At 69.4% G+C, this 23,331-nt stretch carries 25 protein-coding genes; 5 read left to right on the top strand and 20 right to left on the bottom strand.

Going from position 1 to position 23,331, the window contains the following annotated elements:
* Positions 1 to 233: 233 nt before the first annotated feature.
* Together MFF40_RS20955 and MFF40_RS20960 are read left to right on the top strand one after the other, a co-directional pair.
* Complete coding sequence (locus MFF40_RS20955) at positions 234 to 881, top strand: RraA family protein (RefSeq protein WP_147899086.1); 648 nt, start codon at positions 234 to 236, stop codon at positions 879 to 881.
* A gap of 110 nt (positions 882 to 991) precedes the next feature.
* The gene (locus MFF40_RS20960; protein WP_238262065.1) at positions 992 to 1,819 is read left to right on the top strand and encodes a YdcF family protein; all 828 of its coding nucleotides are present in this window, start codon (positions 992 to 994) and stop codon (positions 1,817 to 1,819) included.
* On the opposite strand, the gene MFF40_RS20965 is transcribed toward MFF40_RS20960, so the two are convergent.
* The 10 genes from MFF40_RS20965 to MFF40_RS21005 all read right to left on the bottom strand — a co-directional run bounded on the left by MFF40_RS20965 (position 1,756) and on the right by MFF40_RS21005 (position 8,362).
* Positions 1,756 to 2,064: a DUF3253 domain-containing protein gene (locus MFF40_RS20965; RefSeq protein ID WP_147854211.1), complete on the bottom strand. Its 309-nt coding sequence runs from the start codon at positions 2,062 to 2,064 to the stop codon at positions 1,756 to 1,758. The genes MFF40_RS20960 and MFF40_RS20965 overlap by 64 nt on opposite strands.
* Positions 2,061 to 2,822 (bottom strand): DUF599 domain-containing protein, encoded by a 762-nt coding sequence (locus MFF40_RS20970; RefSeq protein WP_147899084.1) that lies wholly within the window; start codon positions 2,820 to 2,822, stop codon positions 2,061 to 2,063. The genes MFF40_RS20965 and MFF40_RS20970 overlap by 4 nt, the downstream gene beginning before the upstream one ends.
* An 80-nt stretch (positions 2,823 to 2,902) precedes the next feature.
* Positions 2,903 to 3,187: an acylphosphatase gene (locus MFF40_RS20975; protein ID WP_147899083.1), complete on the bottom strand. Its 285-nt coding sequence runs from the start codon at positions 3,185 to 3,187 to the stop codon at positions 2,903 to 2,905.
* Positions 3,188 to 3,243: 56 nt separating this feature from the next.
* Positions 3,244 to 4,092 carry a formate/nitrite transporter family protein gene (locus MFF40_RS20980; protein WP_050733449.1) on the bottom strand — a complete coding sequence of 283 codons (849 nt, stop codon included), beginning with the start codon at positions 4,090 to 4,092 and terminating at the stop codon, positions 3,244 to 3,246.
* 145 nt (positions 4,093 to 4,237) lie between these two features.
* Complete coding sequence (locus MFF40_RS20985) at positions 4,238 to 4,669, bottom strand: gamma-glutamylcyclotransferase family protein (RefSeq protein ID WP_147854214.1); 432 nt, start codon at positions 4,667 to 4,669, stop codon at positions 4,238 to 4,240.
* A 37-nt stretch (positions 4,670 to 4,706) separates the two neighbouring features.
* Positions 4,707 to 4,829: a hypothetical protein gene (locus MFF40_RS28880; protein WP_268868313.1), complete on the bottom strand. Its 123-nt coding sequence runs from the start codon at positions 4,827 to 4,829 to the stop codon at positions 4,707 to 4,709.
* Entirely contained in the window at positions 4,826 to 5,056 is a 231-nt protein-coding gene (locus MFF40_RS20990) for a hypothetical protein (protein WP_147854215.1), read from the bottom strand. The genes MFF40_RS28880 and MFF40_RS20990 overlap by 4 nt, the downstream gene beginning before the upstream one ends.
* Before the next feature lie 16 nt (positions 5,057 to 5,072).
* Complete coding sequence (locus tag MFF40_RS20995) at positions 5,073 to 7,076, bottom strand: acetyl-CoA carboxylase biotin carboxylase subunit (RefSeq protein WP_238262067.1); 2,004 nt, start codon at positions 7,074 to 7,076, stop codon at positions 5,073 to 5,075.
* Positions 7,077 to 7,180: 104 nt separating this feature from the next.
* Positions 7,181 to 7,621 carry a hypothetical protein gene (locus MFF40_RS21000; protein WP_147854217.1) on the bottom strand — a complete coding sequence of 147 codons (441 nt, stop codon included), beginning with the start codon at positions 7,619 to 7,621 and terminating at the stop codon, positions 7,181 to 7,183.
* Between the two features lie 162 nt (positions 7,622 to 7,783).
* Positions 7,784 to 8,362 (bottom strand): L,D-transpeptidase, encoded by a 579-nt coding sequence (locus MFF40_RS21005; protein ID WP_238262069.1) that lies wholly within the window; start codon positions 8,360 to 8,362, stop codon positions 7,784 to 7,786.
* Positions 8,363 to 8,544: 182 nt separating this feature from the next.
* Here MFF40_RS21005 and MFF40_RS21010 point away from each other — a divergent pair, with 182 nt between their 5' ends.
* Positions 8,545 to 9,474 carry a histone deacetylase family protein gene (locus MFF40_RS21010; RefSeq protein WP_147854218.1) on the top strand — a complete coding sequence of 310 codons (930 nt, stop codon included), beginning with the start codon at positions 8,545 to 8,547 and terminating at the stop codon, positions 9,472 to 9,474.
* A 904-nt stretch (positions 9,475 to 10,378) separates the two neighbouring features.
* The gene (locus MFF40_RS21015) at positions 10,379 to 10,996 is read left to right on the top strand and encodes a LysE family translocator (protein WP_238262072.1); all 618 of its coding nucleotides are present in this window, start codon (positions 10,379 to 10,381) and stop codon (positions 10,994 to 10,996) included.
* An 18-nt stretch (positions 10,997 to 11,014) separates the two neighbouring features.
* On the opposite strand, the gene ribB is transcribed toward MFF40_RS21015, so the two are convergent.
* The 5 genes from ribB to MFF40_RS21040 form a co-directional block, all read right to left on the bottom strand.
* Positions 11,015 to 12,091, bottom strand: coding sequence for a 3,4-dihydroxy-2-butanone-4-phosphate synthase (gene ribB / locus MFF40_RS21020; protein ID WP_238262074.1), 1,077 nt, complete (start codon positions 12,089 to 12,091; stop codon positions 11,015 to 11,017).
* Positions 12,092 to 12,253: 162 nt separating this feature from the next.
* A complete protein-coding gene (gene aroC, locus MFF40_RS21025) occupies positions 12,254 to 13,351 on the bottom strand; it encodes a chorismate synthase (RefSeq protein WP_238262077.1) in 1,098 nt (365 codons plus the stop codon).
* A gap of 683 nt (positions 13,352 to 14,034) precedes the next feature.
* Positions 14,035 to 14,658 (bottom strand): DUF3578 domain-containing protein, encoded by a 624-nt coding sequence (locus MFF40_RS21030; protein ID WP_238262079.1) that lies wholly within the window; start codon positions 14,656 to 14,658, stop codon positions 14,035 to 14,037.
* Between the two features lie 13 nt (positions 14,659 to 14,671).
* Positions 14,672 to 15,763: a catalase family protein gene (locus MFF40_RS21035; RefSeq protein WP_238262081.1), complete on the bottom strand. Its 1,092-nt coding sequence runs from the start codon at positions 15,761 to 15,763 to the stop codon at positions 14,672 to 14,674.
* Between the two features lie 69 nt (positions 15,764 to 15,832).
* Positions 15,833 to 16,972: an anhydro-N-acetylmuramic acid kinase gene (locus tag MFF40_RS21040; protein ID WP_238262083.1), complete on the bottom strand. Its 1,140-nt coding sequence runs from the start codon at positions 16,970 to 16,972 to the stop codon at positions 15,833 to 15,835.
* 124 nt (positions 16,973 to 17,096) lie between these two features.
* On the opposite strand from MFF40_RS21040, the gene tyrS reads away from it, so the two are divergent.
* Positions 17,097 to 18,368, top strand: coding sequence for a tyrosine--tRNA ligase (gene tyrS / locus MFF40_RS21045; RefSeq protein ID WP_238262085.1), 1,272 nt, complete (start codon positions 17,097 to 17,099; stop codon positions 18,366 to 18,368).
* A 361-nt stretch (positions 18,369 to 18,729) separates the two neighbouring features.
* Here the strand turns inward: tyrS and tatC are convergent, their stop codons facing one another.
* The 5 genes from tatC to MFF40_RS21070 all read right to left on the bottom strand — a co-directional run bounded on the left by tatC (position 18,730) and on the right by MFF40_RS21070 (position 23,321).
* The gene (gene tatC, locus MFF40_RS21050) at positions 18,730 to 19,530 is read right to left on the bottom strand and encodes a twin-arginine translocase subunit TatC (protein ID WP_147855722.1); all 801 of its coding nucleotides are present in this window, start codon (positions 19,528 to 19,530) and stop codon (positions 18,730 to 18,732) included.
* Positions 19,527 to 20,114 carry a Sec-independent protein translocase protein TatB gene (gene tatB, locus MFF40_RS21055; protein ID WP_238262086.1) on the bottom strand — a complete coding sequence of 196 codons (588 nt, stop codon included), beginning with the start codon at positions 20,112 to 20,114 and terminating at the stop codon, positions 19,527 to 19,529. The genes tatC and tatB overlap by 4 nt, the downstream gene beginning before the upstream one ends.
* 86 nt (positions 20,115 to 20,200) lie before the next feature.
* Positions 20,201 to 20,476 (bottom strand): twin-arginine translocase TatA/TatE family subunit, encoded by a 276-nt coding sequence (locus MFF40_RS21060; RefSeq protein ID WP_147855720.1) that lies wholly within the window; start codon positions 20,474 to 20,476, stop codon positions 20,201 to 20,203.
* Between the two features lie 172 nt (positions 20,477 to 20,648).
* Complete coding sequence (gene nagZ, locus MFF40_RS21065; protein WP_238262087.1) at positions 20,649 to 21,656, bottom strand: beta-N-acetylhexosaminidase; 1,008 nt, start codon at positions 21,654 to 21,656, stop codon at positions 20,649 to 20,651.
* Positions 21,657 to 21,965: 309 nt separating this feature from the next.
* A complete protein-coding gene (locus MFF40_RS21070; RefSeq protein WP_147898330.1) occupies positions 21,966 to 23,321 on the bottom strand; it encodes an SPOR domain-containing protein in 1,356 nt (451 codons plus the stop codon).
* Positions 23,322 to 23,331: the final 10 nt, after the last annotated feature.

Consider the following 23,331-nt stretch of genomic DNA (forward strand, 5'->3'; position numbering starts at 1 on the left):
CGACCCGGCCTGACGGCCGGCCCACCCTCCCCCGCAGAGGGGGGAGGGAGCGCGCACCTGGCCTTCCGGACCAGCATCTACCGGGACCGGCACGGTACCAGACTGAGGGTTGTGCACGTCGTAGCCCGCACGGGAGAGGCGACCCGCACCTTCTGGCCTTGTCGGCACGTCCGCGCGATCCACCTTGACGGCACCGCGCCGATCCGTCCGGCGGCCCCTCACGGAACATCCCGATGGCGATCGACCCGACCCTGCGCGATGCGCTCTCCGCCGTAACGCCGGCCAGCTTGGCGCGGGCACTGGCGCGTGCCGGGATCAAGGCGTTCAGCCCACGCGGCCTGTCGGGGCGGGGGGGTAGCGCCATCGGTCCGGCCTACACCCTCCGGATGATTCCCGCTCGAAACGATGCCGCCGGCGACCTCGCGGCTGCGATCGACGCCGTTCCGGAAGGTGCCCTGCTGGTGATCGATGCCGCGGGTTCCGGACTCGCCCTCCCCTTCGGAGCGATCGTGGCGGCACGGCTCGCCCAGCGCGGCGTCGCCGGCTTGATCACCGACGGCGCCCTTCCGGATCCGGCCGGCCTGCCGGTCTGGTGCGCGCAGGAGGCCGGCAGCGAGACCCTCGCCCTGGTCGGCGCTCAGGAACCCGTCTCGTGCGGCGGGGCCGCCATCCATCCCGGCGACATCGTGGTCTGCGGGTCCGGCGGGATCGTCGCGCTGCCGGCCGACCTCGCCGAGCAGGTCGCCCTGGAGGCCGTCGAGCAACAGCGCCTGGACCTGTGGATCCAGCGCGAGGTCGAGAAGGGCGAAAACCTCGCCAGCCTGCTGCCGCCGGACGCCGCAGCCCTGGCCAGGTTCGAGGCCGAGACAAAGCCGGCTTAGCGCATCGTGCCGGATACCGGAACCGGCACGATGCGCTAACTTATTCATCCGCATCGTCTTTTTCCGAAAGCCGGCGTCCACCTTTCGGAACGATGCTATAGGGCGTCGCCATGTTCTTCCCGCTTTCGAAGGTGGTCTACTTTCTGATCACCCCATCGAATTTCTGCCTCTTCGCCGTCCTGATCGGCCTCGGTCTGGTGGCGGTGACGCGCCGGCGACGCTCCGGTCTGGGGCTCGCCGGTCTCGGCCTGCTGGGCCTGATACTGGGCGGTTTGTCACCGCTGTCGGACATGGCGATGTTGCCGCTGGAGCAGCGCTTCGCGCCGTACCCGGACGACGGGCCCGCGCCGACCGGGATCGTCGTGCTCGGCGGTGCCATCGAAGCGGGTCCGTCCGAGGTGCGGGATCAGGTCATCGTCAACGATGCCGGCGAGCGGCAGATCTACTTCGCCGACCTCGCCCGCCGTTTCCCCGGGGCCCGGCTGGTCTTCTCCGGCGGCAGTGGCTTCATCGGGGGCGGCATTTCGGAGGCCGACATCGTCAGTCGCCAGGCGGATGTCATCGGGCTGCCGCGGACGCGCATGATCCTTGAGAACCGATCGCGCAACACCTACGAGAACGCGATGTTCTCCGCTGCGCTGGTTCAACCGAAGCCCGGCGAGCGCTGGTTGCTCGTGACGTCGGCCTGGCACATGCCGCGGGCGATCGGGTGCTTCCGACAGGCCGGCTTCACCGTCGATGCCTTCCCGGTGGATTACCGGACCCGGGGCTGGGGCGACGTCGCCCATTTCCACGGCTTCGCTTCGGAGGGGCTCCTCCAACTCGATCTTGCCGTGAAGGAATGGATCGGCCTCGTGGTCTATCGGCTCGCCGGCTACACGCCGGATTGGCTGCCCGGGCCGGAGCCGGTCGCCGCACCCGGCAGCGCCAGCCGGTAGATCCCCCGGAAGTCGTCCGGGTCCACCGGCTTACCCTTGCGCAGGATCGCGACGCGACCCGCATGGGCGAGCCGCACCGCCACCCGGCGCACCGGCTGCATCAGCGGCCCCCATCCGTCCGGGTGTGGACCGCCCAGGGCCCTGGCCACCTCCGACGGGCAGATCGTCTTGCCGGCGCCGCGCTCGGCCACGAGGCCCAGCAGGGTTTCCTCGATCGCCGCCTCGTCCGCTTTGGTCGTGGTCATATCCGTGCCTCCTCGGCGGGGGCCAGGAGCGGACCCTCGTGCGGCCCTTCACCGGCCTCCAGCAACGCCTTGCGGATCTCCGAGGCGAACTGTCGACGCCACATGATGATGACCACGGCGGTTGTCGAGGCGAGCAACACATATGGGCTGATGAACCAGCCGAGATAGGCCAGCGCGAAGAAGAACGCGCGCTGCCCCCGGGCGAAATGGCGCCCGGCGCTGACGTTCATCGCCGCCACCCGGCGGACGGCCCGCAGCATCTCGCCGTCGCTGACGCCGGACCCCTTCGACGGCACCGCTCCGAGCAGGATCGCCGCGTAGTTGAACAGCCGGTAGGCCCAGGCGAACTTGAAGAACGCGTAGACGAACACGAAGGCGAGGCCGGCGACCTTCAGCTCCCAGGTGGTCCGGTTCGCCACCGTGCCGAACGGCAGGGTCGCGAACAGGTTCAGCACGTCGTCGCCGGAGCGCGACAGGGTCAGCACCGAGCCCAGCGCGATCAGCGAGGTCGAGGCGAAAAAGGCGGTCCCGTTCTGCAGCGAGGCGTTGATCTGCGTGTCGACCACCCGGTTGTCGCGGCCGATGACCTGCCGCGCCCAGTTGGAGCGGTGGACGTTCATGATCTGGCTGAGGGAGACCATCCGGCCGCGCAGGCGCCCGACCGACAGGCCGTACGCCACCCAGGCCAGGATGAAGTAGACCAGGGCCCCGATATCGAGGGGCGAGAAGGCGGCGCTGCCGGTGGTCGGGTCGGTCATGATCTCGGAGCGCCAGGAGCGGAATCGGATACGGCCTCACGGCCATACCAGTCCGGCCCGCCCCGCAGAACCCGCCCGGCTCAGCCCCGCAGGATGTCGAAGCCGCGCGTGTCTGGCGGGTCGCCGCATTCCTTGACGATGACCTCGCTGACGCTGGCGTGCGGCGGGCCGGAGCGGCACAGGGCGACCATCCGGTCCACCGCATCCGACGGACCGCCGAACACGGCCTCGACCGAGCCGTCGGCGCGGTTGCGGACGAAGCCGGTCAGATCCAGCGCGCGCGCTTCGGCCTGGGTCCAGGCCCGGTAGGACACGCCCTGGACGCGTCCCTTGACGATTACGGAGACGGTGCGCGTCGCGCTCATCGGATCGGCACCGCCTCGAAACAGGCCCGCGCGACAGGCGCGGGCCGCCCTACAGATTACTCGGCGGCCATCGGGCGACGCACGCCGGCGCCGACCGGGGCCGAACGCGTCTCGCCCGTCCGGACGTGGGTCGAGTAGAGCATCAGGCCGGTGAAGGCGAGGCCGCCGACGATGTTGCCGAGCAGGGTCGGGATCTCGTTCCACAGCAGATAATCCATGACGGTCAGGTGGCCGCCCATCAGGATCGCCGACGGGAACAGGAACATGTTCACGACCGAGTGCTCGAAGGTCATGAAGAAGAACACCGTGATCGGCATCCACATGGCGATCACCTTGCCGGGCACCGAGGTGGACAGCATCGCCCCGATCACGCCGGTGGAGACCATCCAGTTGCACATCATGGCGCGCACGAAGAGCGTCAGCATGCCGGCGGCGCCGTACTTCTCGTAGCCGAGGGTGCGCGCCTCGCCGATGCCGGCGATCGCCTTGCCGACCGCGTTCGGCTCGGTGGCGAAGCCGAAGGTGAACACGATCGCCATCATCAGCGCGGTGGTGAGCGCGCCGGCGAAGTTGCCGAAGAACACCAGCGTCCAGTTGCGGGCGATGCCGGCCACGGTGACGCCCGGGCGCTTGTCGATCAGCGCCAGCGGGGTGAGCACGCAGACGCCCGTGAACAGGTCGTAGCCGAGCAGGTACAGCATCGAGAAGCCGACCGGGAACAGCAGCGCGCCGACCAGCGGCTGCCCGGTGGTCTGGTTGATCGTCACCGCGAAGGCGGCCGCGAGCGCCAGGATCGCGCCGGCCATGTAGGCCCGGATGAAGGTGTCTTTGGTGGCCATGAAGACCTTCGATTCACCGGCATCGACGGCCTTCTTCACGAAATCGGCGGGCGCCAGATAGGACATGCGAACCTCTCCCGCGCACGCGGCCGCCGATCGCCGTTGACCGAGGGGCACGCTGCGCAATCACGACAGCTGGCCGGGGCGAAAGGCTGGTGTCGCCGCCCCGGTCGATCGCGAGCAAGCAGGTTGCGTACCAAGTGCCGCCGGTTCAGGTGGGCGGTCCGCGCATCCAGGTACCGAGGTCGCGGATATAGGCCGGCGGAAGCTGGGCGGCACGGGCGGCCGCCAGCACGGCATCGAGGTAGCCGGGCCGCGGCCGCCCCGGCGCGGTGGAGCGGCCGAGATAGATCAGGGCGCGCTTGGTGCCGGCGGCCGTGGTCACGGGCAGCGTCGCCTTGGCATAGAGCCCGCCCGCGACGCCCTCGTAGCGGTCCAGCGCCGGGATGTCGTCGAGGGCCAGTTCCCACAGGACCCCGTGCACCACCCGTGCGGGATCGCGCACCACCGAGGCGTAGCCCTCGCGCATGATGATGAAGCGATGTCGCTTGAGGCAGCCGCCGCCGATCAGCCGCGAGACCGGGCAGCGCAGGGCCATCGCGGCGGCATCCATGTTCGCGCCGTAGGCGAAGTAGAGGGGCATGGTGTCGTCGAAGGCGTCCGGGATGCCGCGGGAGGCATCATTCCCCGGGCGGATGATCGAGGCGGCGCGCCGAACGTTCATTCGCGCGCACGGCCGCGTACGCCATGGCAAGCGTGATAGCCGGGATACCGAACGTGATGAAAAGCCAATCGTAGTTCATGGCTTCAGGCTCCGCAGGCAACGCCTCGCACCGTAATGTAGTGCGGCACCGGTACACAACCAAACCACTGTGAAGAGCGCCCTGTCGAGCTGCAGAATCGGCGCGGTGGCGACCCCGAAACTCGCCGCCGTCATCGGCGTCACGAAACCGATGACGACGTACGCTACCGCGATGTTGTTCAGCGCGGTGGCCAGGAGCTTCGTCTGCTCGTTGTGAACCGCACTCACGACGAGCGCGCTGCGATCAGGCGAATTCGAGGATCACCGCGTCGACCGCCAGGCTGTCGCCTTCCTTGGCGTGGATCTTCGCGACCGTGGCGTCGCGCTCGGCGCGGAGCATGTTCTCCATCTTCATCGCCTCGACCACCGCGATCGGCTCGCCGTTCTTCACCTCCTGGCCCTCGGTGACCAGGATCTGCTTCACGAGGCCCGGCATCGGGCAGAGCACCTGCTTGCCGGAGCCGGCCTGCTCCTTCACCGGCATCAGCGCGGCGAGTTCGGCCTCGCGGCGGGTGTAGACCCGCGCCTCGGCCGCCGCGCCGGCATGCTGCAGGAACACGCCGTTCAACAGGCCGCGCACCTGGATGGCGACGCGCTCGGAGCCGATCGTGCCGATCCAGACCGGCTCGCCCGGGCGCCACGCGCTCGCCACCGACAGCGCCGTGCCGTCGTCGCGGGTGACGATCAGGTCTTCGCCCTCCGGCTCGAGGGTCACGGCGTAGGATTGGCCGGCCAGGATCACGACGCGGTCCCGCTCGAACGCGAACAGGCCGGGGGCGCGCATCTGCCCGGAGATGCCGCGCTTGCGCTGGTTCAGCTTGTGGTCGATCGCCGCCGCCGCGGCCATCATGCGGACCGCCACCGCGCCGGCGGGCTCCGGGGCGACGAAGCCGTTCGGGAACTCCTCGGCGATGAAGCCGGTGGACAATTCACCCTCCTGCCAGCGCGGATGCGCCATCAGCGCGGAGAGGAACGGGATGTTGTGGCGGATGCCGTCGATCGCGAAGGCGTCCAGCGCGTCGCCCTGCGCGGCGATCGCCTCGGCCCGGGTCGGCGCCCAGGTGACCAGCTTGGCGATCATCGGATCGTAGTGGATCGCGATCTCGCCGCCCTCCTCCACGCCGGTGTCGTTGCGCACGATCGCGGTGCCCTGACGGCCCTCCTCCGGCGGCCGGTAGGTGGTCAGGCGTCCGATCGAGGGCAGGAAGTTGCGGGTCGGATCCTCGGCGTAGACGCGGCTCTCGACCGCCCAGCCGTCCAGCTTCACCTGCTCCTGCGTCAGCGGCAGCGTCTCGCCGGCCGCGACCCGGATCATCAGCTCGACGAGGTCGAGGCCGGTGATCATCTCGGTCACGGGATGCTCGACTTGGAGGCGGGTGTTCATTTCCAGGAAGTAGAACGACTTGTCCTGGCCGGCGACGAACTCGACCGTGCCGGCGGAATCGTAGTTCACCGCTTTGGCGAGGGCGACGGCCTGCTCGCCCATCTTCCGGCGCGTCTCGGCGTCGAGCAGCGGCGACGGCGCCTCCTCGATCACCTTCTGATTGCGGCGCTGGATCGAGCACTCGCGCTCGCCGAGATAGATCACGTTCCCGTGCTTATCGCCGATCACCTGGATCTCGATGTGCCGCGGGTCGGTGATGAACTTTTCCACGAACACCCGGTCGTCGCCGAAGGACGAGGACGCCTCGGACTTGGCGCGGGCGAAGCCCTCGGCGACCTCGCCCGACGAATGGGCGATGCGCATGCCCTTGCCGCCGCCGCCCGCCGACGCCTTGATCATCACCGGGTAGCCGATGCCGTCGGCGATCTCGACGGCGTGCTCGGGGCTCTCGATCACGCCGAGGAAGCCCGGGACCGTGGAGACGTTGGCGGCTGCGGCCGCCTTCTTGGATTCGATCTTGTCGCCCATGGCGGCGATGGCGCCGGGATTGGGCCCGATGAACACGATGCCGGCGGCCTCGAGGGCCTTCGGGAAGGCCTCGCGCTCGGACAGGAAGCCGTAGCCGGGATGGACCGCCTGCGCGCCGGTCTGCCGGCAGGCCTCGACGATCTTCTCGATGACCAGGTAGGACTGCGCCGCGGCGGCGGGGCCGATATGGACCGCCTCGTCGGCCATCGCGACGTGCACCGCATCGCGGTCGGCGTCCGAATAGACTGCCACCGTCCTGATGCCCATCTTCCGGGCGGTCTTGATGACCCGGCAGGCGATTTCGCCCCGGTTGGCGATCAGGATCTTTTCGAACATCGCTGGCGCATCACTTTCGAGATCGCCGGATTGCACACCGGCTTGACTGTCCCGATAGATCAGTTGCGCCGCGGACGGAAGCTGCGCCTCGGTCGAAGGGTCCGTCAGGCGGCGAGCGCGAAGGTGAGGCGGGGAGCCTGGGCCGCCTCGCGGGTCCAGCGGTTGGCGTCCAGCGCGAAGGCCATCAGGGTCTCGGCGCTGCCTTCCGCCTCGCGGACGATCTCCATGGCGATCCGGGCGCCGACGGGGCTCGGGCCGTCCCGGCCGCTGAGCGAGCTGGCGAGCCAGGCGGCGACGTCCCGGTCGATGTAGCCGGTCGGGCGCAGGCCCCACACGGCGAAGTCGACCACCGACGCAACCAGGAAGTCCGCGAAGGCCTCGGAGCCGATCACGGCCCGCTCCAGGGCGATCAGCATGTCGGCCTCGTCGCGGCTCATGATCCCCTCCGGCAGAACCTCGCGCTTGAGGACCAGCAGGTCCTCGTCGCTGATCGCGCCAGTGGAAACGGCATGGTTGCAGAACTGTTGAACGGAAATCATGGTCATGGCTGCCTGCTCCTCCGACCTTTGCTGCGGTCGGTGTTTGTCCCGGTGTGATTTGAACTTACGGGACGGCACCCCTGCCGGAAGTTAACGGCAAGGTCTGAACGGAAGTTCAGGTAAACACGGACCGAGCAAGCAGGCTTATTGGGACGTTGACCAGTTGCGTTACCGGACGATGACCGTGGCTCCGACCGGGGCGCGATCGAACAGGTCCACCACGTCGATGTTGCGCATGCGGATGCAGCCCGACGAGACCGCCTGTCCGATCTTCTCCGGCTCGTTGGTGCCGTGGATCCGGTAGAGCGTGTCCTTGCCGTGATCGGACAGGTAGAGGGCGCGCGCGCCCAGTGGGTTCATCGGTCCGCCCTGCATGGCGTGAACGTGCGGCCAGCGCTTGATCATCTCGGCCGGAGGGTTCCAGGCCGGCCACTCGGCTTTGCGGCTGACCGTGGCTGTCCCGGTCCAGCCATAGGCCTCGTCACCCACCGTGACGCCGTAGCGGATCGCCTTGCCGTCCGGCAGCACGAGGTAGAGCTGGCGCTCCCTGGTCTCGACGACGATCGTGCCCGGGGGCTGTCCGGTCGGGTCGCTCACCTGGTATCGCGCGAAGTGCGGATCGAACTCGGCGTCGGGCACGAGCGCCATGAACTCGGCATCGCGGGCCGAAACCTTCGGGTCGGGCACGGCCTTGAACGTGCAGCCCGCGAGCAGGACGACGCAGGCGATGGCCGGGATGACACGCATGCGGTTGTTCTCGGGCATCCTCCGCGCCGCCGGGCATGCGGCCCGGCCGCAATGCGCCCGCGGAAGATTCGAGCAACTATAATCAGGGCGGGCACGCACCCGTAGTCCGCGCGTTCCGCCCATGGCACATTGCCGGCTCCTGTTGCAGGCGCGCGACAGGACCGCATCCGGGAGCGACCGTCGTGACCACCCTGTACGTCAGCCATCCCGCGAGTTTCGACCACGAGGTGCCGGAGGGCCACCCGGAGCGGCCGGCGCGGATGCGTGCGATCGAGCGCGCCCTGGAGGACGAGCGCTTCGCCGGCCTGGTGCGGGTCGCCGCGCCCCGGGCCGAGATCGAGGTCGCAACCCTGGCGCATCCGCGCGAATACGTGGACGCGCTGGTGGCGGCCGTCCCGGAGCACGGGATGGTCGGGATCGATGCCGACACCATCCTGTCCGCCGGCAGCCTGGAGGCGACCCTGCGGGCGATCGGGGGCGCCAACCACGCCCTCGATTCGATCATGGCCGGCGAATGCCGCAACGCCTTCGTGGCGATGCGCCCGCCCGGGCACCATGCCGAGCGGACGCGCTCGATGGGCTTCTGCCTGTTCAACCACGCCGCCATCGCGGCCCGCTACGCCCGGCAGAAGCACGGCGCCGAGCGCGTGGCGCTGGTCGATTGGGACGTGCATCACGGCAACGGCAGCCAGGACATTTTCTGGGACGATGCCAGCGTGCTCTACTGCTCGACCCACCAGATGCCGCTCTATCCGGGCAGCGGTGCCGCCTCGGAGCGGGGCGAGAAGGACACGATCGTCAACGTGCCGCTGCGGCCCAACGACGACGGTGCCGTGTTCCGCGAGGCGTTCGAGGCCGGCATCCTTTCGCGGCTGGAGACCTTCCGGCCCGACGTGATCGTGATCTCGGCCGGCTTCGACGCCCACCGCCTCGACCCGTTGGCCAATCTCCGGCTGGAAGCGGAGGATTTCGGGTGGGCGACCCGCAAGCTGATGGACCTGGCCGAGCGGTCCGCCGGCGGCCGGATCGTCTCGGTGCTCGAGGGCGGCTACAGCCTGGAAGGCCTCGCCAAATCCGTGTCCGCCCACGTGGACGCGCTCATGGGCCGGTAGGCCCAGCCCTATCGAGATGTTCGAGCAAAGGTCGGCATCGGACTGTCCCGCTGGGCCGGCGACCCCTGGTCTTTGCCGAGGGCGTTCTGAAAACAGCCTCGTCATCCCGGGGCCGCGAAGCGGAGCGCGGGATCTAGAACCAGTGTCGGATCAGTGACTTGCGCCGTACGTGGTTCTGGATCCCGGGCTCGCCTACGGCGTCCCGGGATGACAGGGTAGCGGCTGAAATGTCCGCGGAAACCTGGGATCCGTGGAGTAAGGATAGTCCTCTGCGACCCGTCTCTGTCCTCCACGCCGCCTTCTCGGCTGTCATGCCGGCGAGAGGTGGGCGCATGCAGTCGGACTTGGCCTGCGCCATCCGAAACGCTTAGTCCCAACCCTTTGAAGGTGTTTGGATGGCAGCCCAGATCCGATGACGCGCGCGCGATCCTCGCCAGGGGTAATCGCTGCAGGGACGATACGGACCTGGAAGGGAGACCGCGTGCGGAGATCCCCCTTCCACGAGGCCCAGATTTCGGCATCGGCATCCGCATCCGCCCTGTCATCCCGGGGCGCCGCAGGCGAGCCCGGGATCCAGAGCCACCGACGGTGCAGGCCTCTGATCCGACAGCGGTTCTGGATCCCAGGCTCCGCTTCGCGGCCCCGGGATGACGGTGTCGTTCTCAGAACGGCCTCTGCAAAGACAAGGCGTCGTAGGGCAGGCGCGGTAGTCCGCTGCCGCAAACACCTCGAAACGGCTGACCGGTAGACCCCTCGCGTGTCCGGTTGCCGTCGGCATCCGGCACGCCATAGTCGGGTCCACCGACGGCCAGGCGAATCGCGCGATGTCACAGAGAATGATCGGCGCGAGACCGGAGGCGGCCCGCCCGGCCGCCGCAAGCCCGTCAGACCCGGGCTCCGCGCGATGACGTCGGCCGGCTTCCTCACCTACGCCTTGGCGCTCGGCGTCGCGGCCGCGGTGCCCGGCCCCGGCGTCGTCGCCCTGGTCGCGCGCGCCCTCTCTTCGGGCTTCAAGGCCGCCATGGCCTTCGCGGTGGGGCTGGTCCTGGGCGACCTCACGTTCCTGTCCGCGGCGGTGTTCGGGCTGGCCCTGATCGCGGAGACTTTGGGCGAACTGTTCGTGGTCGTCCGGCTCTGCGCCGGCCTGTATCTCGCCATCCTGGCGGTCCGGCTCTGGCGTTCGGCCGGCCGGACCGACCGGGTCGAGGGCGGCCCGGCCGAACGGCCGCTGGCGAGCTTCGTCGCCGGGCTCACCGTCACCCTGGCCAACCCCAAGACGATCGTCTTCTACCTCGCCGTGCTGCCGACGCTGGTCGACCTTCGCACCATCACGGCCGGGGACTACGCCACACTCGTCGGCCTGACCGGATCGGTGCTCGCTGTGGTGATGACGCCCTATGCCGCCCTCGCGGCACGGGCGCGGAATTCCTTGAGCGAACTTGCCTTCCGCGCCCGGCTGAACAGGGGCGCCGCCGCCATCATGGCGGGCGCCGCAATCTGGACCATCGCGCGCCGCGCCTGAGGCGCGTCCGGCCTCGGATCACCCCTCCAACGGCTCGTCGCCCAGCAGCTCGATGCCGAAGCCCGAGAGGCCGACATAGGAGCGCGCCGAGGTCGCGAGGTTGCGGATCGACACGATTCCGAGGTCGCGCAGGATCTGGGCGCCGAGGCCGACTTCCCGCCATTGGCGGGCGCGCAGGGCCTCCGTTCCCTCCTCCATGGCGCTCTTCAGGGGAACACCGGCGGTCCCGTCCCGCAGGTAGACCAGCACCCCGCGGCCCTCCGATGCGAAGCGCTTGAGCACGGCGTCGATCTGCTTGCCGCCTCCGATCACGTCCGCGGCGACGTTGGAGCGATGGAGCCGCACCAGCACGTCCCGGCCGTCGCCGATGTCGCCCATCACGAAGGCGAATTGCTGGATCGCCTCGAACGGCGTGGAGAACGCGTAGGCCGTCACGTCGCCGTGGTTGGAATGGACCGTGAAGTGCCCGACCCGCTCCACCAGCCGGTCCCGCGCCTGCCGGTAGGCGATCAGGTCGGCGACGGAGACGCGCTTGAGGCCGTGCGTCTCGGAGAAGGCCTCGATCTGCGGGCCCTTCATCACGGTGCCGTCGTCGTTGGCGAGCTCGCAGATCACCCCGACCGGGGGCAATTCGGCGAGCTTGCACAGGTCGACCGCGGCCTCGGTATGGCCCGAGCGCATCAGCACGCCGCCGTTGCGGGCGATCAGCGGGAAGACGTGGCCGGGGCGGACGAAGTCGCCGGCGCCCATGTTGCCGTTGGCGAGCGCCCGCACCGTGTTGCAGCGCTGCTCCGCAGAGATGCCGGTGGTCAGCCCGTGCTTGGTGTCGACCGTGACCGTGAACGCTGTGCCGAGCGGCGCGTCGTTCGACGCCACCATCGGGTCGAGATGCAGCCGGCGGGCCTCGTCCTGGGTGATCGGCGCGCAGACGATGCCGCAGGTGTTGCGGATGATGAACGCCATCTTCTCCGGCGTGCAGAGCGAGGCGGCGACGACGAGGTCGCCCTCGTTCTCGCGGTCGTCATCGTCGGTGACGACCACGATCTCGCCGCGGGCGAAGGCCGCGATGGCCTCGGTAACGGTGCAATGGGGCACGGATCGCTCTCTCGTCTCGCATCTCTCCGCCCCAGGCGGGGTGGAAAGGCCCGGATCGCCCGCCGCCGCGCCGGATGAAGGGTCCGGCGCGGGCGAGCCTGTGAAATCGTGGCTCCGAAGCGGTCGGTCGATCGCGGGGCGATCGGCCTCGGCTGCGGCGCGTCAGGCGGCTCCCACCTGTCCGCGGTGACGTAGATAGTGATCGGCCAGCACGCAGGCCATCATGGCCTCCGCCACCGGGACGGCGCGGATGCCGACGCACGGATCGTGGCGGCCCTTGGTGATCAGGTCGACCTCGCCGCCGTCGCGGTTCACCGAGCGGCGCGGCGTCAGGATCGAGGAGGTCGGCTTCACGGCGAAACGCACCACCACCGGCTCGCCGTTGGAGATGCCGCCCAGGATGCCGCCCGCATGGTTGGCCATGAACCGCGGGCGCCCGCCGTTGCCGCTGCGCATCTCGTCGGCGTTGTCCTCGCCGCGCAGGGCGGCGGCCGCGAACCCGTCGCCGATCTCCACGCCCTTCACGGCGTTGATCGACATCATGGCGGCGGCGAGATCCGCGTCGAGCTTGCCGTAGACCGGGGCGCCGAGGCCCGGGGGCACGCCCTCGGCCACCACCTCGATCACCGCGCCGACCGAGGAGCCGTCCTTGCGGATCCCGTCCAGGTAGGTCTCGTAGAGGGCGGCCGTCTCGGGGTCGGGGCAGAAGAACGGGTTGTTGCCGACCTCTTCCCAGTCCCAGCGCGACCGGTCGATGGCGTGCGGTCCCATCTGCACCAGGGCGGCCCGGATGGTGATGCCCGGAATCACCTTGCGCGCCACCGCGCCCGCGGCGACCCGGGCCGCGGTCTCCCGGGCCGAGGAGCGGCCGCCGCCGCGATAGTCGCGGATGCCGTACTTGGCATCGTAGGTGTAGTCGGCGTGGCCGGGCCGGTAGCTGTCGCGGATCTCGGAATAATCCTTCGAGCGCTGATCGGTGTTCTCGATCATCAGCGCGATCGGCGTGCCCGTGGTGAACTGGCGCCCGCCGGTGCGGTCGTCGGCGAACACGCCGGACAGGATCTTCACCTGGTCGGGCTCGCGGCGCTGGGTGGTGAAGCGCGACTGGCCGGGCTTGCGGCGGTCGAGCTCCGCCTGGATCTCGTCGGCCTCCAGCGCGAGGCCGGGCGGACAGCCATCCACCACGCAGCCGAGCGCGACCCCGTGGCTCTCGCCGAAGGTCGTGACGCGGAACAGGTGGCCGAAGGTGTTGTGAGACATGACGCGGCCCGTCTAGCGCGGGAGCGCCGGTGGCACAAACGGCAGGTGATGCATGCGATCGTTCAGTTCGCGATCAACCCGCCGGGCTGGCATTCGATACGAGCCTGAGGAAGCTCGCCGCATTCAGGGCTCGTCGGCCCGCTTCGCAAAATGAAGCGCCCCAAACCCGAGGATAAGCGCTGCCGCGGGAACGCTCAGCAGGACGAGGAGATTCACGATGCTCATGACACCAACTCCTTCAGGAAGCGCCGCGCAGCGTAATGTAGGCTCGCGCTCGCGATCCAGCAAACAATCGCGATGCAAACAACCCCGGGGATCGGAACGCTCGGCGGACTCGATGTGTACAAGACTGCAAAGATCGGCGCCAGTCCACCAACGGCGAAGATCGAACCAGCGATCGCATTGACATAATTTGCGGTCAGCTTTGTTCGCTCATTCACAATAAGAATGGTCCGCAGAGAGGGTCTGTTTTTGAAGAGCGATCTGTCCATCTGTCGTGACTCGAGCTTTTTGCTCGGTATTTTCACCTCACCAGAGCCCTTTGGGAAGGTGAATTTCAGACGAATTCGTTGCCCGTCGTTAGATCGCACTCTGTCGATCAGAGGTTATTATATGGCGATCAATTTGCTATCATTCGAATGTTTATTTCATAAATTTATTCAAAATTAAATACGGATGGTGCTTCAAACGATTGAAAATTTTTCTTTCATCTCTCCCCGTCCAAGACCACCCCGCCCCTTGAGCGCCCGATAAGCCGCCACGCCCGCCGCCAGGTCCGCGCGCAGCCGCCGCTCGTCGCCGAGGTCGTCGAGGGCGTAGGTCAGGCCGAGGATGTGCGCGGCCTCGTAGCCCTCCGGCAGCTCGCCGGCGCTCCCGAGGGTGATGGACCGGTTCGGCAGGCGCTCGGCGAAGTCGGCGAGGCGTACGCGCAGAGCATCCCCGCTGGCGCGCAGGTAGGCCTCGGCGCGCGGCCCGTGCTCGCGGATCGCGGCGACGGTCCCCTGCGCCAGGGACAGGTGGACGACCGGGCGGTGCGCCGGGAACAGGTAGACGAGGTAATAGCCCCGCGTCGCGCTGGTCGTGACGGCCGGGTCGAACACCGCCAACCACGGGACGGCGGCCCAACGGGTGCCCCGGCCGGGACTGCCCTTGACGAGGAACGGTCCATCGATCGGGTCGAGGGCCGCCCGCAGCTCATCAGGCGCACCGCGCCGGATCACCGCCGCGAGGGGATGCCCGGCCGGGGGGTCGAGGCGGGCGAGCGGGTATTCCTCGACGATCCGGCGCAGGGCGTGGCCGAGGCTCACCCGCCCGCCGGCCTCAAGCCGGTACCTGTTCTATGGATGTCGGTTCCGTCTCCGGCGTCTGGTTGCGGCTGTGGCGGAAGTTGGAGAGCGCCTGATAGGTCTTGAGCCGTGCCCGCATCAGCGAGCCCAGGGGGCGATGCGCCGCCAGGCTGTGGGCCGGCCGGAAGGACAGCACGTCGTCGGCGTAGCGCGTCCGAGCCTCGGATCGGGCATCCTGGGCCGGCAGGACGAGCCGCGCCACGGTGCGGTAGGGGCTGGCCGCCTCGTCCCAGCGCTTCGATGCATCCTCGACCGGCATGTCGTCGAGGTTGGTGCAGAGTTGGACGCGGAGTTCGAAGACGGCCGCATCGCCCGCGAAGAAGGCACCGACCGCGTGCCGGAACGCGTCCGGGTCCTGGCCCGGATGCAGCTCCTCGTCCGCCAGGGCCTGCTGCCGCGAGCCGGCCGGGAAGGCCGCGATCTTCGCGACATGATCGCCGTAGCGGAGCGCGGCCTGGGAATAATACGGCTCGGCCAGCGGGTGCAGAGGCTGGTGTCCGAAGAAGTCCAGCAGCGCCGAGCTCTCGCCGGTCGCCGCCTTCACCACCGTGTCGGCCGCCCTTGCGATGCGAGACACAACGGACTTGACGGCCTCCGGCGCCTTCGTGCCGGCCTCCAGCTGCTTCATGCTGCCCAGGAAGCCCTTGGCGTCCGGGTTCGGGAAGACCGGGCCGGTGGCGAGCACGAAATCCTGCGTGGCGGCGCCGTGACCGGGCAGCGTCTCACCCGGGACGCCCAGCACCTTGATCGCCATGCCCCGATGGGTCGAGACGCTGTCCTTGAGCAACTCCCCCGGCCCCTGCGCGAAGCGCACGATCACCGAATAGCTGCCACCTTTGGCGAACAGGCCCTGCTTCAGCTCGGGCGGGAGGTCGTCAGCCACCTGAAGCTCGCCCACGACCACGCCGCTGACCTTGGCGTGCGACGCCCGCACCGCATGGCCGTAGCGCGCGGCCGTCGTCTCGCTCTCGCGGGTCATCGACGCGATGATCGCGTCGATCGTCTCGGACTCGTCGGGCGCGGGCGTCTCGATGCCGTCGTGGTAGCGGAGGTAGGTCTCGGCCAAGGTCTCTGATCCCGATCGCCTCTATCGACGTCCAACCGCCGGGCCGTTCGTCGGGTTCGGGCCTCGCGATCAGGCAATCGGTCGCGCCAGCACCCCGCCGGTCATCGGCTCGCGCACCCCGGTGGTGGACGGGAACGTGATCGGCAGGCCCCGCAGGGAGCGCACCGCCAGATACGCGAAGGCCTGCGCCTCCAGGTAGGCCGACGACCACCCGATGGCGTCCGCGGTCGTGATCTCGGAGCGCAGGTGATAATTCAGGAGCCGCACCAGCTCGCCGTTGCGCGCGCCGCCGCCCGCCACGATCCAGCGGGTCGGGATCTCGGGGGCGTGGTCCAGGGCCCGGGCCACCGCCCGTGCCGTGAAGGCCGTGAGCGTCGCGGCGCCGTCCTCCGTGGAAAGCTGACCGGCCAGCTTGTGCGAGAACCAGTTCCGGTCGAGGGATTTCGGCGGGCGGCGGAAGAAGAACGGGTGCATCAGCAGCCAGGCGAGCAGCGGCTCGTCGGCGCGGCCCCGGGCGGCGGTACGGCCGCCGTCGTCGAGGTTCTTGCCCTCGCGCTCCTGCATCCACTCGTCGATCAGGGCGTTGCCGGGGCCGGTGTCGAAGGCGATCACGCCGCCCTTCGAATCGATCAGCGTGGCGTTGGCGACGCCGCCGATGTTGAGGATGCCGAACGGTCCGTCGAAGCCCGAGGCCTCGGCCAGCGCCTTGTGGAACACCGGCACCAGCGGCGCGCCCTGCCCCCCGGCCTCGATGTCCGCCCGGCGCAGGTCGGAGACCACCGGGATGCCGAGCCGGGTGGCCAGCGCCTGCCCGTCGCCGATCTGGATCGAGATGCGCTGGTCCGGCCGGTGGATCACGGTCTGGCCGTGGAAGCCGATCACGTCGATGTCGCGCGCGTTCAGGCCGTTCTCGGCGAGGAAGCGCTCCACGGCCTCGGCATGGGCCTGGGTGACGAAGGCCTCCGCCTCGGGCAGCCGCCCGGGCCGGTCGCCCGGATGGAGCACCGATTCCGAATCCTTGGTCGCCACCCGCAGCAGCGCCTTCTCCTCGTCGGAATAGCCGCGATAGCCGGTCGGCCCCATCGGCTCGAGGAAATTGTTGTGCCCTCGGACGACGTGGACCCGCTCGCCGTCGGTCTCGATCAGCGCGATGTCGACGCCGTCCAGCGAGGTGCCGCTCATCAGTCCGATCGCGCGCATCATCGCCATTGTGCTCGACCCCGTGCCTTTCGGCGAACGCCCTGCTAAGAGCGCGCCGTATCCTGAACCCCAGCGCGAGCTAGCACGCAGAGCCTCGGCCTGTCGCGCCGGCTCGTGACCCGAGACCGCAGCCATGAATGCCGAGAGCTTCGCGCCGAAATCCGACTTCCTGCGGATCCTCACCGAGCGCGGCTATATCCACCAGACCTCGGACCTCGCCGGGATCGATGCCGCGGCGCTCGAAGGTCGGCTGACGACTTATGTCGGCTACGATTGCACGGCGCCCTCGCTCCATGTCGGGCACCTGTTGTCGATCATGATGCTGCACTGGCTGCAGGCCACCGGAGCTAAGCCGATCGCCCTCATGGGCGGCGGCACCACCCGGGTCGGCGACCCGTCCGGTCGCGACGAGAGCCGCAAGATCCTGACCGTCGAGCAGATCGACGCCAACAAGGCCGAGATCCGCAAGACCTTCGATCGGTTCCTGCGCTTCGGCGAGGGCGCCGGCGATGCCGTGATGGTCGACAACGCCGAGTGGCTGACCAAGCTCAACTACATCGAGATGCTGCGCGACATAGGCCGCCATTTCTCGGTGAACCGCATGCTGTCGATGGACAGCGTCCGGATGCGCCTGGAGCGCGACCAGGAACTCTCGTTCCTGGAATTCAACTACATGATCCTGCAATCCTACGACTTCGTGGAGCTGAACCGCCGCTACGGCTGCACCCTGCAGATGGGCGGCTCGGATCAGTGGGGCAACATCGTCAACGGCATCGATCTCGGCCGGCGCATGGGCACGCCCCAGCTCTACGCCCTGACCTGCCCGCTGCTGACCACCTCTTCGGGCGCCAAGATGGGCAAGACCGCCGCCGGCGCGGTCTGGCTCAACCCGGACATGCTCAAGCCGTACGATTACTGGCAGTTCTGGCGCAACACCGAGGATGCGGACGTGGTTCGCTTCCTGAAGCTGTTCACCTTGCTGCCGATGGAAGAGATCGCGCGGCTCGCGGCGCTGGCCGGCTCCGAGATCAACGCGGCCAAGACGGTGCTCGCCACCGAGGCCACGGCGCTGATGCACGGCCGCGAGGTGGCGGAAGCCGCCGCCGAGACCGCCCGGAAGACGTTCGTCGAAGGCACCCTCGCGACGGATCTCCCCAGCGTCACCGTTCCGGCCGCCACCCTCGAAGCCGGACTCGGCGTGCTCACCGCGTTCGGGCCGGACATCGCCAAGCTGGTGCCCTCGACCAGCGAGGCGCGCCGCCAGATCAAGGGCGGCGGGCTGCGGGTGAACGATGCCCCCGTGACGGACGAGAAGGCGGTGCTGACGCCGGCGGACCTGACCCAGGACGGGGTGATCAAGCTGTCCTTCGGCAAGAAGCGGCACGTGCTGCTGCGGACGGCGTAGGGCAAGATCGGGTTTCCAAAGGGCCTCCGGCCCAGCCCTTTCAGGATGTTGGGCTGAGGGCCAGGACACGGCGTCGAGCCGGTCTGCACCGCCCCCCTTTCCCGGGCGCATGCAGCGCCAGCGGAATGCGACCCGGGACCCAGCACACCACTGCGCGAAGCGTCCGCCCGATCGACCTGTGCCGCTGGCGCGGCGCTTCGTGTGCTCGGTCCCGGATCAGGTTCCGCTTCGCTTCACCTGCCCGGGAAAGGGGCGCGCGTGAGCTGCTCAGGAGCGCTGATCCCACGACACGCCCGTGGCCAAACACCTTGAAAGGGCTGGGTCCGTAACCGTTTGAAACCCGGACTTGTCGATCCGACCCTTACGGATCCAACCCTTCCGCGGCCCGACGTGCCGCGCGCACCTTCTCCACCCGGGCCACCGAGAACACCGAGGCCTCGTAGAGGATCAGCATCGGCAGCGCGAGCGAGAGCTGGGAAATGACGTCCGGCGGGGTCAACACCGCGGCCACGACGAAGACGAGAACGATCGCGTAGCGGCGCTTCTCGCGCAGGAAGGCTGCGTCGATGATGCCGATCTGGCCGAGCAGCGTCAGGATCACCGGCAACTGGAACGCGATGCCGAAGGCGAAGATCAGCGTCATGATCAGCGAGAGATACTCGTCGACCTTGGGCAGCAGCTTGATCGTCGGCTCGCCGGCCACGCCGACCTGCTGCAGCGACACCGAGAACTTGATCAGCAGCGGCATCGCCAGGAAGAACACCACCAGCGCGCCGAGGATGAAGAAGATCGGCGTGGCCACGAGGTAGGGCAGGAACGCCTTGCGCTCGTTCCGGTACAGGCCCGGAGCCACGAAGGCGTAGATCTGCGTGGCGATCACCGGAAAGGCCAGGAACGCGGCGCCGAACACGCTGAGCTTGATGTTGGTGAACACCTGCTCGAGGAAGTGCGTCGCGATCAGCTCGGCGTTCTGGACCCCCACGATCGAGACGTAGGGATAGACCAGGATGTTGTAGATATCCCGGGAAAAGAAAAAGCAGCCGAAGAACATCACCACGAAGGCCGCCAGCGACTTGATCAGCCGCGCGCGCAATTCGATCAGATGTTCGAGCAGCGGCGCCCGGGACGCTTCGATCTCGGCCTCGTCGGCGTCGCTCATCATCGGGCAGTGGCGCCGTTCTTCGGATCCAGGGGAGCGTCGTGCGGGGTCGGAGGTTCGGCCGGCGGCCCGTAGGGATCGTCGACCGAGCCGGGGACCGGGAGCGGGGCCTCGGGCGGGGCGGCGTGCGGCACCGCGTCGGTATGCGGCGCAGCCTCGGCGGCAGCCGGCTCTGCGTTGGCCGGTGCGACCGCGTCCTGCTCGGCCTTGAGCTGCGCGGTGGCGTCGGCCAGGGAGCGCGCGTCCGCGGCCGGCTTCTCAGGGCCCAGGGGCTCGGAACCCTGGCGGGCGGCGACCCGGCCCTCGACCGCGCCTTTCAATTCGTCCCGGATCGTCTGGACCGGATTGAAGCCGGAACTCGCGGTACGGACCGTGTTGCGGATGCCGTCGACCTCCTTGCGGACTTCGTCGAGTTCGGCTTCGCGGATCGCCTCGTTGAACTGCATCTGAAACTCGCCGGCCATGCGGCGCAGTTTCGTGGTGATCTGCCCGACGGTGCGCAGCGCCTTCGGCAGGTCCTTCGGCCCGATGACGATGAGGGCGACGCCGCCGATCAGCATCACCTCGCCCCAGCTCATGTCCAGCATGTCGTCGACGGTCCCGCTGCCCTGGGATCCGGACCTCGATCCGAACCCCGTCAGGCTCTACACCACAGCGCGCGCCCTGACAGTCCTCAGACCGGCTTGCGCTCGCCGCCGGGCAGATGGCTCGCCGGAACCGCGGTCCCGGGGCTCGTCTCGGCGGTGTGGGGGATGGTGCGGACCGGCTCGTTCGGTGGAGCGACCGGCTGGCTGCTGGCCGGCGGCGTCTCGTCCTCGGCCATGCCCTTCTTGAACGCCTTGATGCCCTTGGCGACGTCGCCCATCAGGTCGGAGACCTTGCCGCGTCCGAACAGCAGCATGACGATGACGGCAACGATGACCCAGTGCCAGATACTCATGCTGCCCATGGCAACCTCCTGCGTGCGCCCACCTGGCCGCGCCCACTTGCCTGCGCTCCCCTGAGGGAGCGGGACGCCACGACCGGTTGAAGAATTCCGGGCGAACCTAGGGATCGGACCGCCCGAACACAAGCAGAGGCGGCATCAGGGACGGTGGATGCCCGCGGTGGAAGGCCGCGGATCAGGCGGCGGTGGCGAGCGCGGCGGCGAACCGGGCCCGGGCTTCGGGCACGTCGAGCCCGTCGCCGGCGCGGTCCAGGCGGGCGAGCGCGGCTGCGGCCCGCCGGGCGGCTGCGCCGTCGAGGATTGGTGCCGCCTCGGCGACCGCCCGCATCTCGTCCATCGCGCCGTTGCAGTGCAGCCCGACATCGACCCCCGCCGCGAAGGCGGCCTCGGTGCGGTCGCGGAACGTGCCGGTGAGCGCGTGCATCGACAGGTCGTCGGTCATCAGCAGCCCGTCGAAGCCGATGGCGCCGCGGATCACGTCGCGGATGACGGTCGCCGACTGGGTCGCCGGGCGGTCGGGATCGATGGCCGTGAAGACGACGTGGGCGCTCATCGCCATCGGCAGGTCGGCGAGCGCCTGGAACGGCCGGAAATCCTGGGCAGCCAGCGCCGCCAGGGTGGCTTCCACCACCGGCAGCCCATGATGGCTGTCGCAGGCGGCGCGGCCATGGCCGGGCACGTGCTTCATCACCGGCAGGACGCCGCCGGCCATCAGGCCTTCCGCGACGGCCCGGCCGATCTCGGCCACCCGATCCGGGGTCGATCCGTAGGCCCGGTCGCCGATGATGTCGTGCGAGCCCGAGGCCGGCACGTCCAGCACGGGGGCGCAATCGACGTTGATGCCGACCTCGGCGAGATCGTGGGCCATCAGCCGGGCCCCGAGCCGCGCGATCGCGGTGGCGCTTCCGTTCAGGCGACCGTAGCGCCCGCCCGCCGGGTAGGCCGGCCAGTGCGGCGGGCCCATGCGCTGGACCCGGCCGCCCTCCTGGTCGATCAGGATCGGGGCTGCGTCGGAGCCCAGGCAGTCCCGCAGCGACGCCGTCAGCGCCCGGACCTCGTCCGGCGTGCCGATGTTGCGCTTGAACAGGATGAAGCCCCAGGGCCGCACGTCCCGGAAGAAGGCGGCCTCCTCGACGGAGAGCGTCTTGCCGGCGCAGCCGAGGATCAGGGCACGGGCGGTCATGCGGGGTTCTCGGTGGCCGCGCGGGTGCGGCGGAAGATCGATCGGGTTCGGCGAATCGGTGCTGGCAGAGTCGGACGGGAACAGGGAGCCGGCAAGGCGAAACCGCGGGGCCGCCTCGATGAAGACCGCCTCGGGGACCGAGTGTTGCGGGCGGGACTCGCGTGCACCGTCCCCTCAGCTTGGCCCCTCCCCGTCCGCTGGGGAGGGAAACACGCCTGGCCCCGGCCGTCGCTCACGTCCGGCGACGATGCGTGGACATCGTCTCGCGCTGGATCGCGAGCACCACCGGTGGCCGGCGTTACCGCGACCTCAGTTCTTGGCCACGAAGCACTGCCCGCCTTCGCCCTGCAGGGTGCTGCACAGGCTGGTCGCCTCATTCTTGGCCAGCGGCCCGACGCGGACGCGGAAGATCGTCTTGCCGTTGACCTCGGCCTGGCGGATCAGCTCGGGCTTGCCGGCGAGGCCGCTGTACTTGGCCTGCATCTGCTTGAGCGCCGCCTTCGCCTCGGCGGCGGAGCTGCGGACGCCGAGCTGGACCGAGAACCCGCCGACCGAACCGGTCTTGACGGTGTCGTCGACGGCGTCCGGCGCGTCCGGGGCCGGCGTGGCCACCGTGGCGACCCGCTGCGCGGCCTTCGGGGCCGGCTTGACGGCGACGGACTTCGGCGGGGCGGCATCGGCCGCCATGGAATTCGGCGCGGCCTGGACCGGCTCGGGATCCGGCGCCGCCAGGGAGGCGGCGGCCTGGCGGCCGGGCTTGGACTTGGTCTGGGGCGGCTCGTCGGTGGGCAACACCATGGTCGGGATCGGGGCCGGCGCGGCGTCGGCCTGGGCCTCGCGCTGGACCGGCGCGGGAGGGGCCTCCGGCTTCACCGCGACGGTGCGGACCCGGCGCGGCTCGCCGAACGCCTCGAACGGGCCGTTACCAGGCGTGGTGCCGCTCTGCGCACCGCCGGCAGGACCGGTCCCCTGCGCCGCGCGGGCCGCCTCGGCGACGTCGATGGGCTGCTCCTCGCGGTTGACGATCTTGATCTGGCCTTCCTTGGTCTTGCCCTTGGTGTCGTAGATCTGCCGGTTCTGGTCCGGGATCTCGACGCCGTCGGCGACCTTCGGGGCGACCTTGAGCGGGGTCGAATCGGCCTGGACCACCGGCACGCCGCCGGCGCCGCCCGAACCCTGCAGGCCCCTGTAGGTGAGCGCCCCCGTCACCGCCACGGCGACGATGGCGATGCCGGCGCCGACGGAGGCCAGGCGGCGGCGCGGGTTCACCCGGCGCAGGGTGCGGCCGTCCGCGTAGTCCGACGCGGCGGGCTCCTGCGGATCCACGGCTTCCGCGCCGTACGCGACCGGCTCCTCGTGGGTGTCGCGCTCCACCGAGGCCAGGTACTGGTCGAAGGCGTCGGCGGGGTTCGGCTTGGCCGGCTCGGCGGCGAAACTCGGCTCGACCCGGCCGTCCCAGCCGGCCTGCGGTTGTGCGGGCGCCGCGCCACGCATCTCGTCGCGGGCCGCAAGAAGCGCGCGGAAGGGGTCGTCCTGTCCGACGATCCGCGCCAGCTCGGCCAGCGGATCGGGCTTGGCGCCACCCGAGGCGACGCGCCCCTGCTCCTGACGCAGATCGCGCGCGAGGGCGTCCAAATCGACCTGAGCGCGCGAAGCGTTCGTCATGGCAGCATCC

The organism is Methylobacterium mesophilicum (assembly GCF_022179445.1).
Classification (GTDB): Bacteria; Pseudomonadota; Alphaproteobacteria; order Rhizobiales; family Beijerinckiaceae; genus Methylobacterium; species Methylobacterium mesophilicum.

What these genes read in the sequence shown, in the direction of transcription:
- MFF40_RS20970 (WP_147899084.1), bottom strand. Translation starts at nt 2,822, where the DNA reads ATGACCGACCCGACCACCGGCAGCGCCGCCTTCTCGCCCCTCGATATC.
- tatC (WP_147855722.1), bottom strand. Translation starts at nt 19,530, where the DNA reads ATGATGAGCGACGCCGACGAGGCCGAGATCGAAGCGTCCCGGGCGCCG.
- MFF40_RS28880 (WP_268868313.1), bottom strand. Translation starts at nt 4,829, where the DNA reads ATGAACTACGATTGGCTTTTCATCACGTTCGGTATCCCGGCTATCACG.
- MFF40_RS21005 (WP_238262069.1), bottom strand. Translation starts at nt 8,362, where the DNA reads ATGCGTGTCATCCCGGCCATCGCCTGCGTCGTCCTGCTCGCGGGCTGC.
- MFF40_RS21070 (WP_147898330.1), bottom strand. Translation starts at nt 23,321, where the DNA reads ATGACGAACGCTTCGCGCGCTCAGGTCGATTTGGACGCCCTCGCGCGC.
- MFF40_RS20965 (WP_147854211.1), bottom strand. Translation starts at nt 2,064, where the DNA reads ATGACCACGACCAAAGCGGACGAGGCGGCGATCGAGGAAACCCTGCTG.
- MFF40_RS20995 (WP_238262067.1), bottom strand. Translation starts at nt 7,076, where the DNA reads ATGTTCGAAAAGATCCTGATCGCCAACCGGGGCGAAATCGCCTGCCGG.
- MFF40_RS20975 (WP_147899083.1), bottom strand. Translation starts at nt 3,187, where the DNA reads ATGAGCGCGACGCGCACCGTCTCCGTAATCGTCAAGGGACGCGTCCAG.
- aroC (WP_238262077.1), bottom strand. Translation starts at nt 13,351, where the DNA reads ATGTCTCACAACACCTTCGGCCACCTGTTCCGCGTCACGACCTTCGGC.
- MFF40_RS20980 (WP_050733449.1), bottom strand. Translation starts at nt 4,092, where the DNA reads ATGTCCTATCTGGCGCCCGCCGATTTCGTGAAGAAGGCCGTCGATGCC.
- MFF40_RS20960 (WP_238262065.1), top strand. Translation starts at nt 992, where the DNA reads ATGTTCTTCCCGCTTTCGAAGGTGGTCTACTTTCTGATCACCCCATCG.
- MFF40_RS20985 (WP_147854214.1), bottom strand. Translation starts at nt 4,669, where the DNA reads ATGCCCCTCTACTTCGCCTACGGCGCGAACATGGATGCCGCCGCGATG.
- MFF40_RS21015 (WP_238262072.1), top strand. Translation starts at nt 10,379, where the DNA reads ATGACGTCGGCCGGCTTCCTCACCTACGCCTTGGCGCTCGGCGTCGCG.
- MFF40_RS20955 (WP_147899086.1), top strand. Translation starts at nt 234, where the DNA reads ATGGCGATCGACCCGACCCTGCGCGATGCGCTCTCCGCCGTAACGCCG.
- nagZ (WP_238262087.1), bottom strand. Translation starts at nt 21,656, where the DNA reads ATGACCGCCCGTGCCCTGATCCTCGGCTGCGCCGGCAAGACGCTCTCC.
- tatB (WP_238262086.1), bottom strand. Translation starts at nt 20,114, where the DNA reads ATGCTGGACATGAGCTGGGGCGAGGTGATGCTGATCGGCGGCGTCGCC.
- MFF40_RS21040 (WP_238262083.1), bottom strand. Translation starts at nt 16,972, where the DNA reads ATGGCGATGATGCGCGCGATCGGACTGATGAGCGGCACCTCGCTGGAC.
- tyrS (WP_238262085.1), top strand. Translation starts at nt 17,097, where the DNA reads ATGAATGCCGAGAGCTTCGCGCCGAAATCCGACTTCCTGCGGATCCTC.
- MFF40_RS21060 (WP_147855720.1), bottom strand. Translation starts at nt 20,476, where the DNA reads ATGGGCAGCATGAGTATCTGGCACTGGGTCATCGTTGCCGTCATCGTC.
- MFF40_RS21000 (WP_147854217.1), bottom strand. Translation starts at nt 7,621, where the DNA reads ATGACCATGATTTCCGTTCAACAGTTCTGCAACCATGCCGTTTCCACT.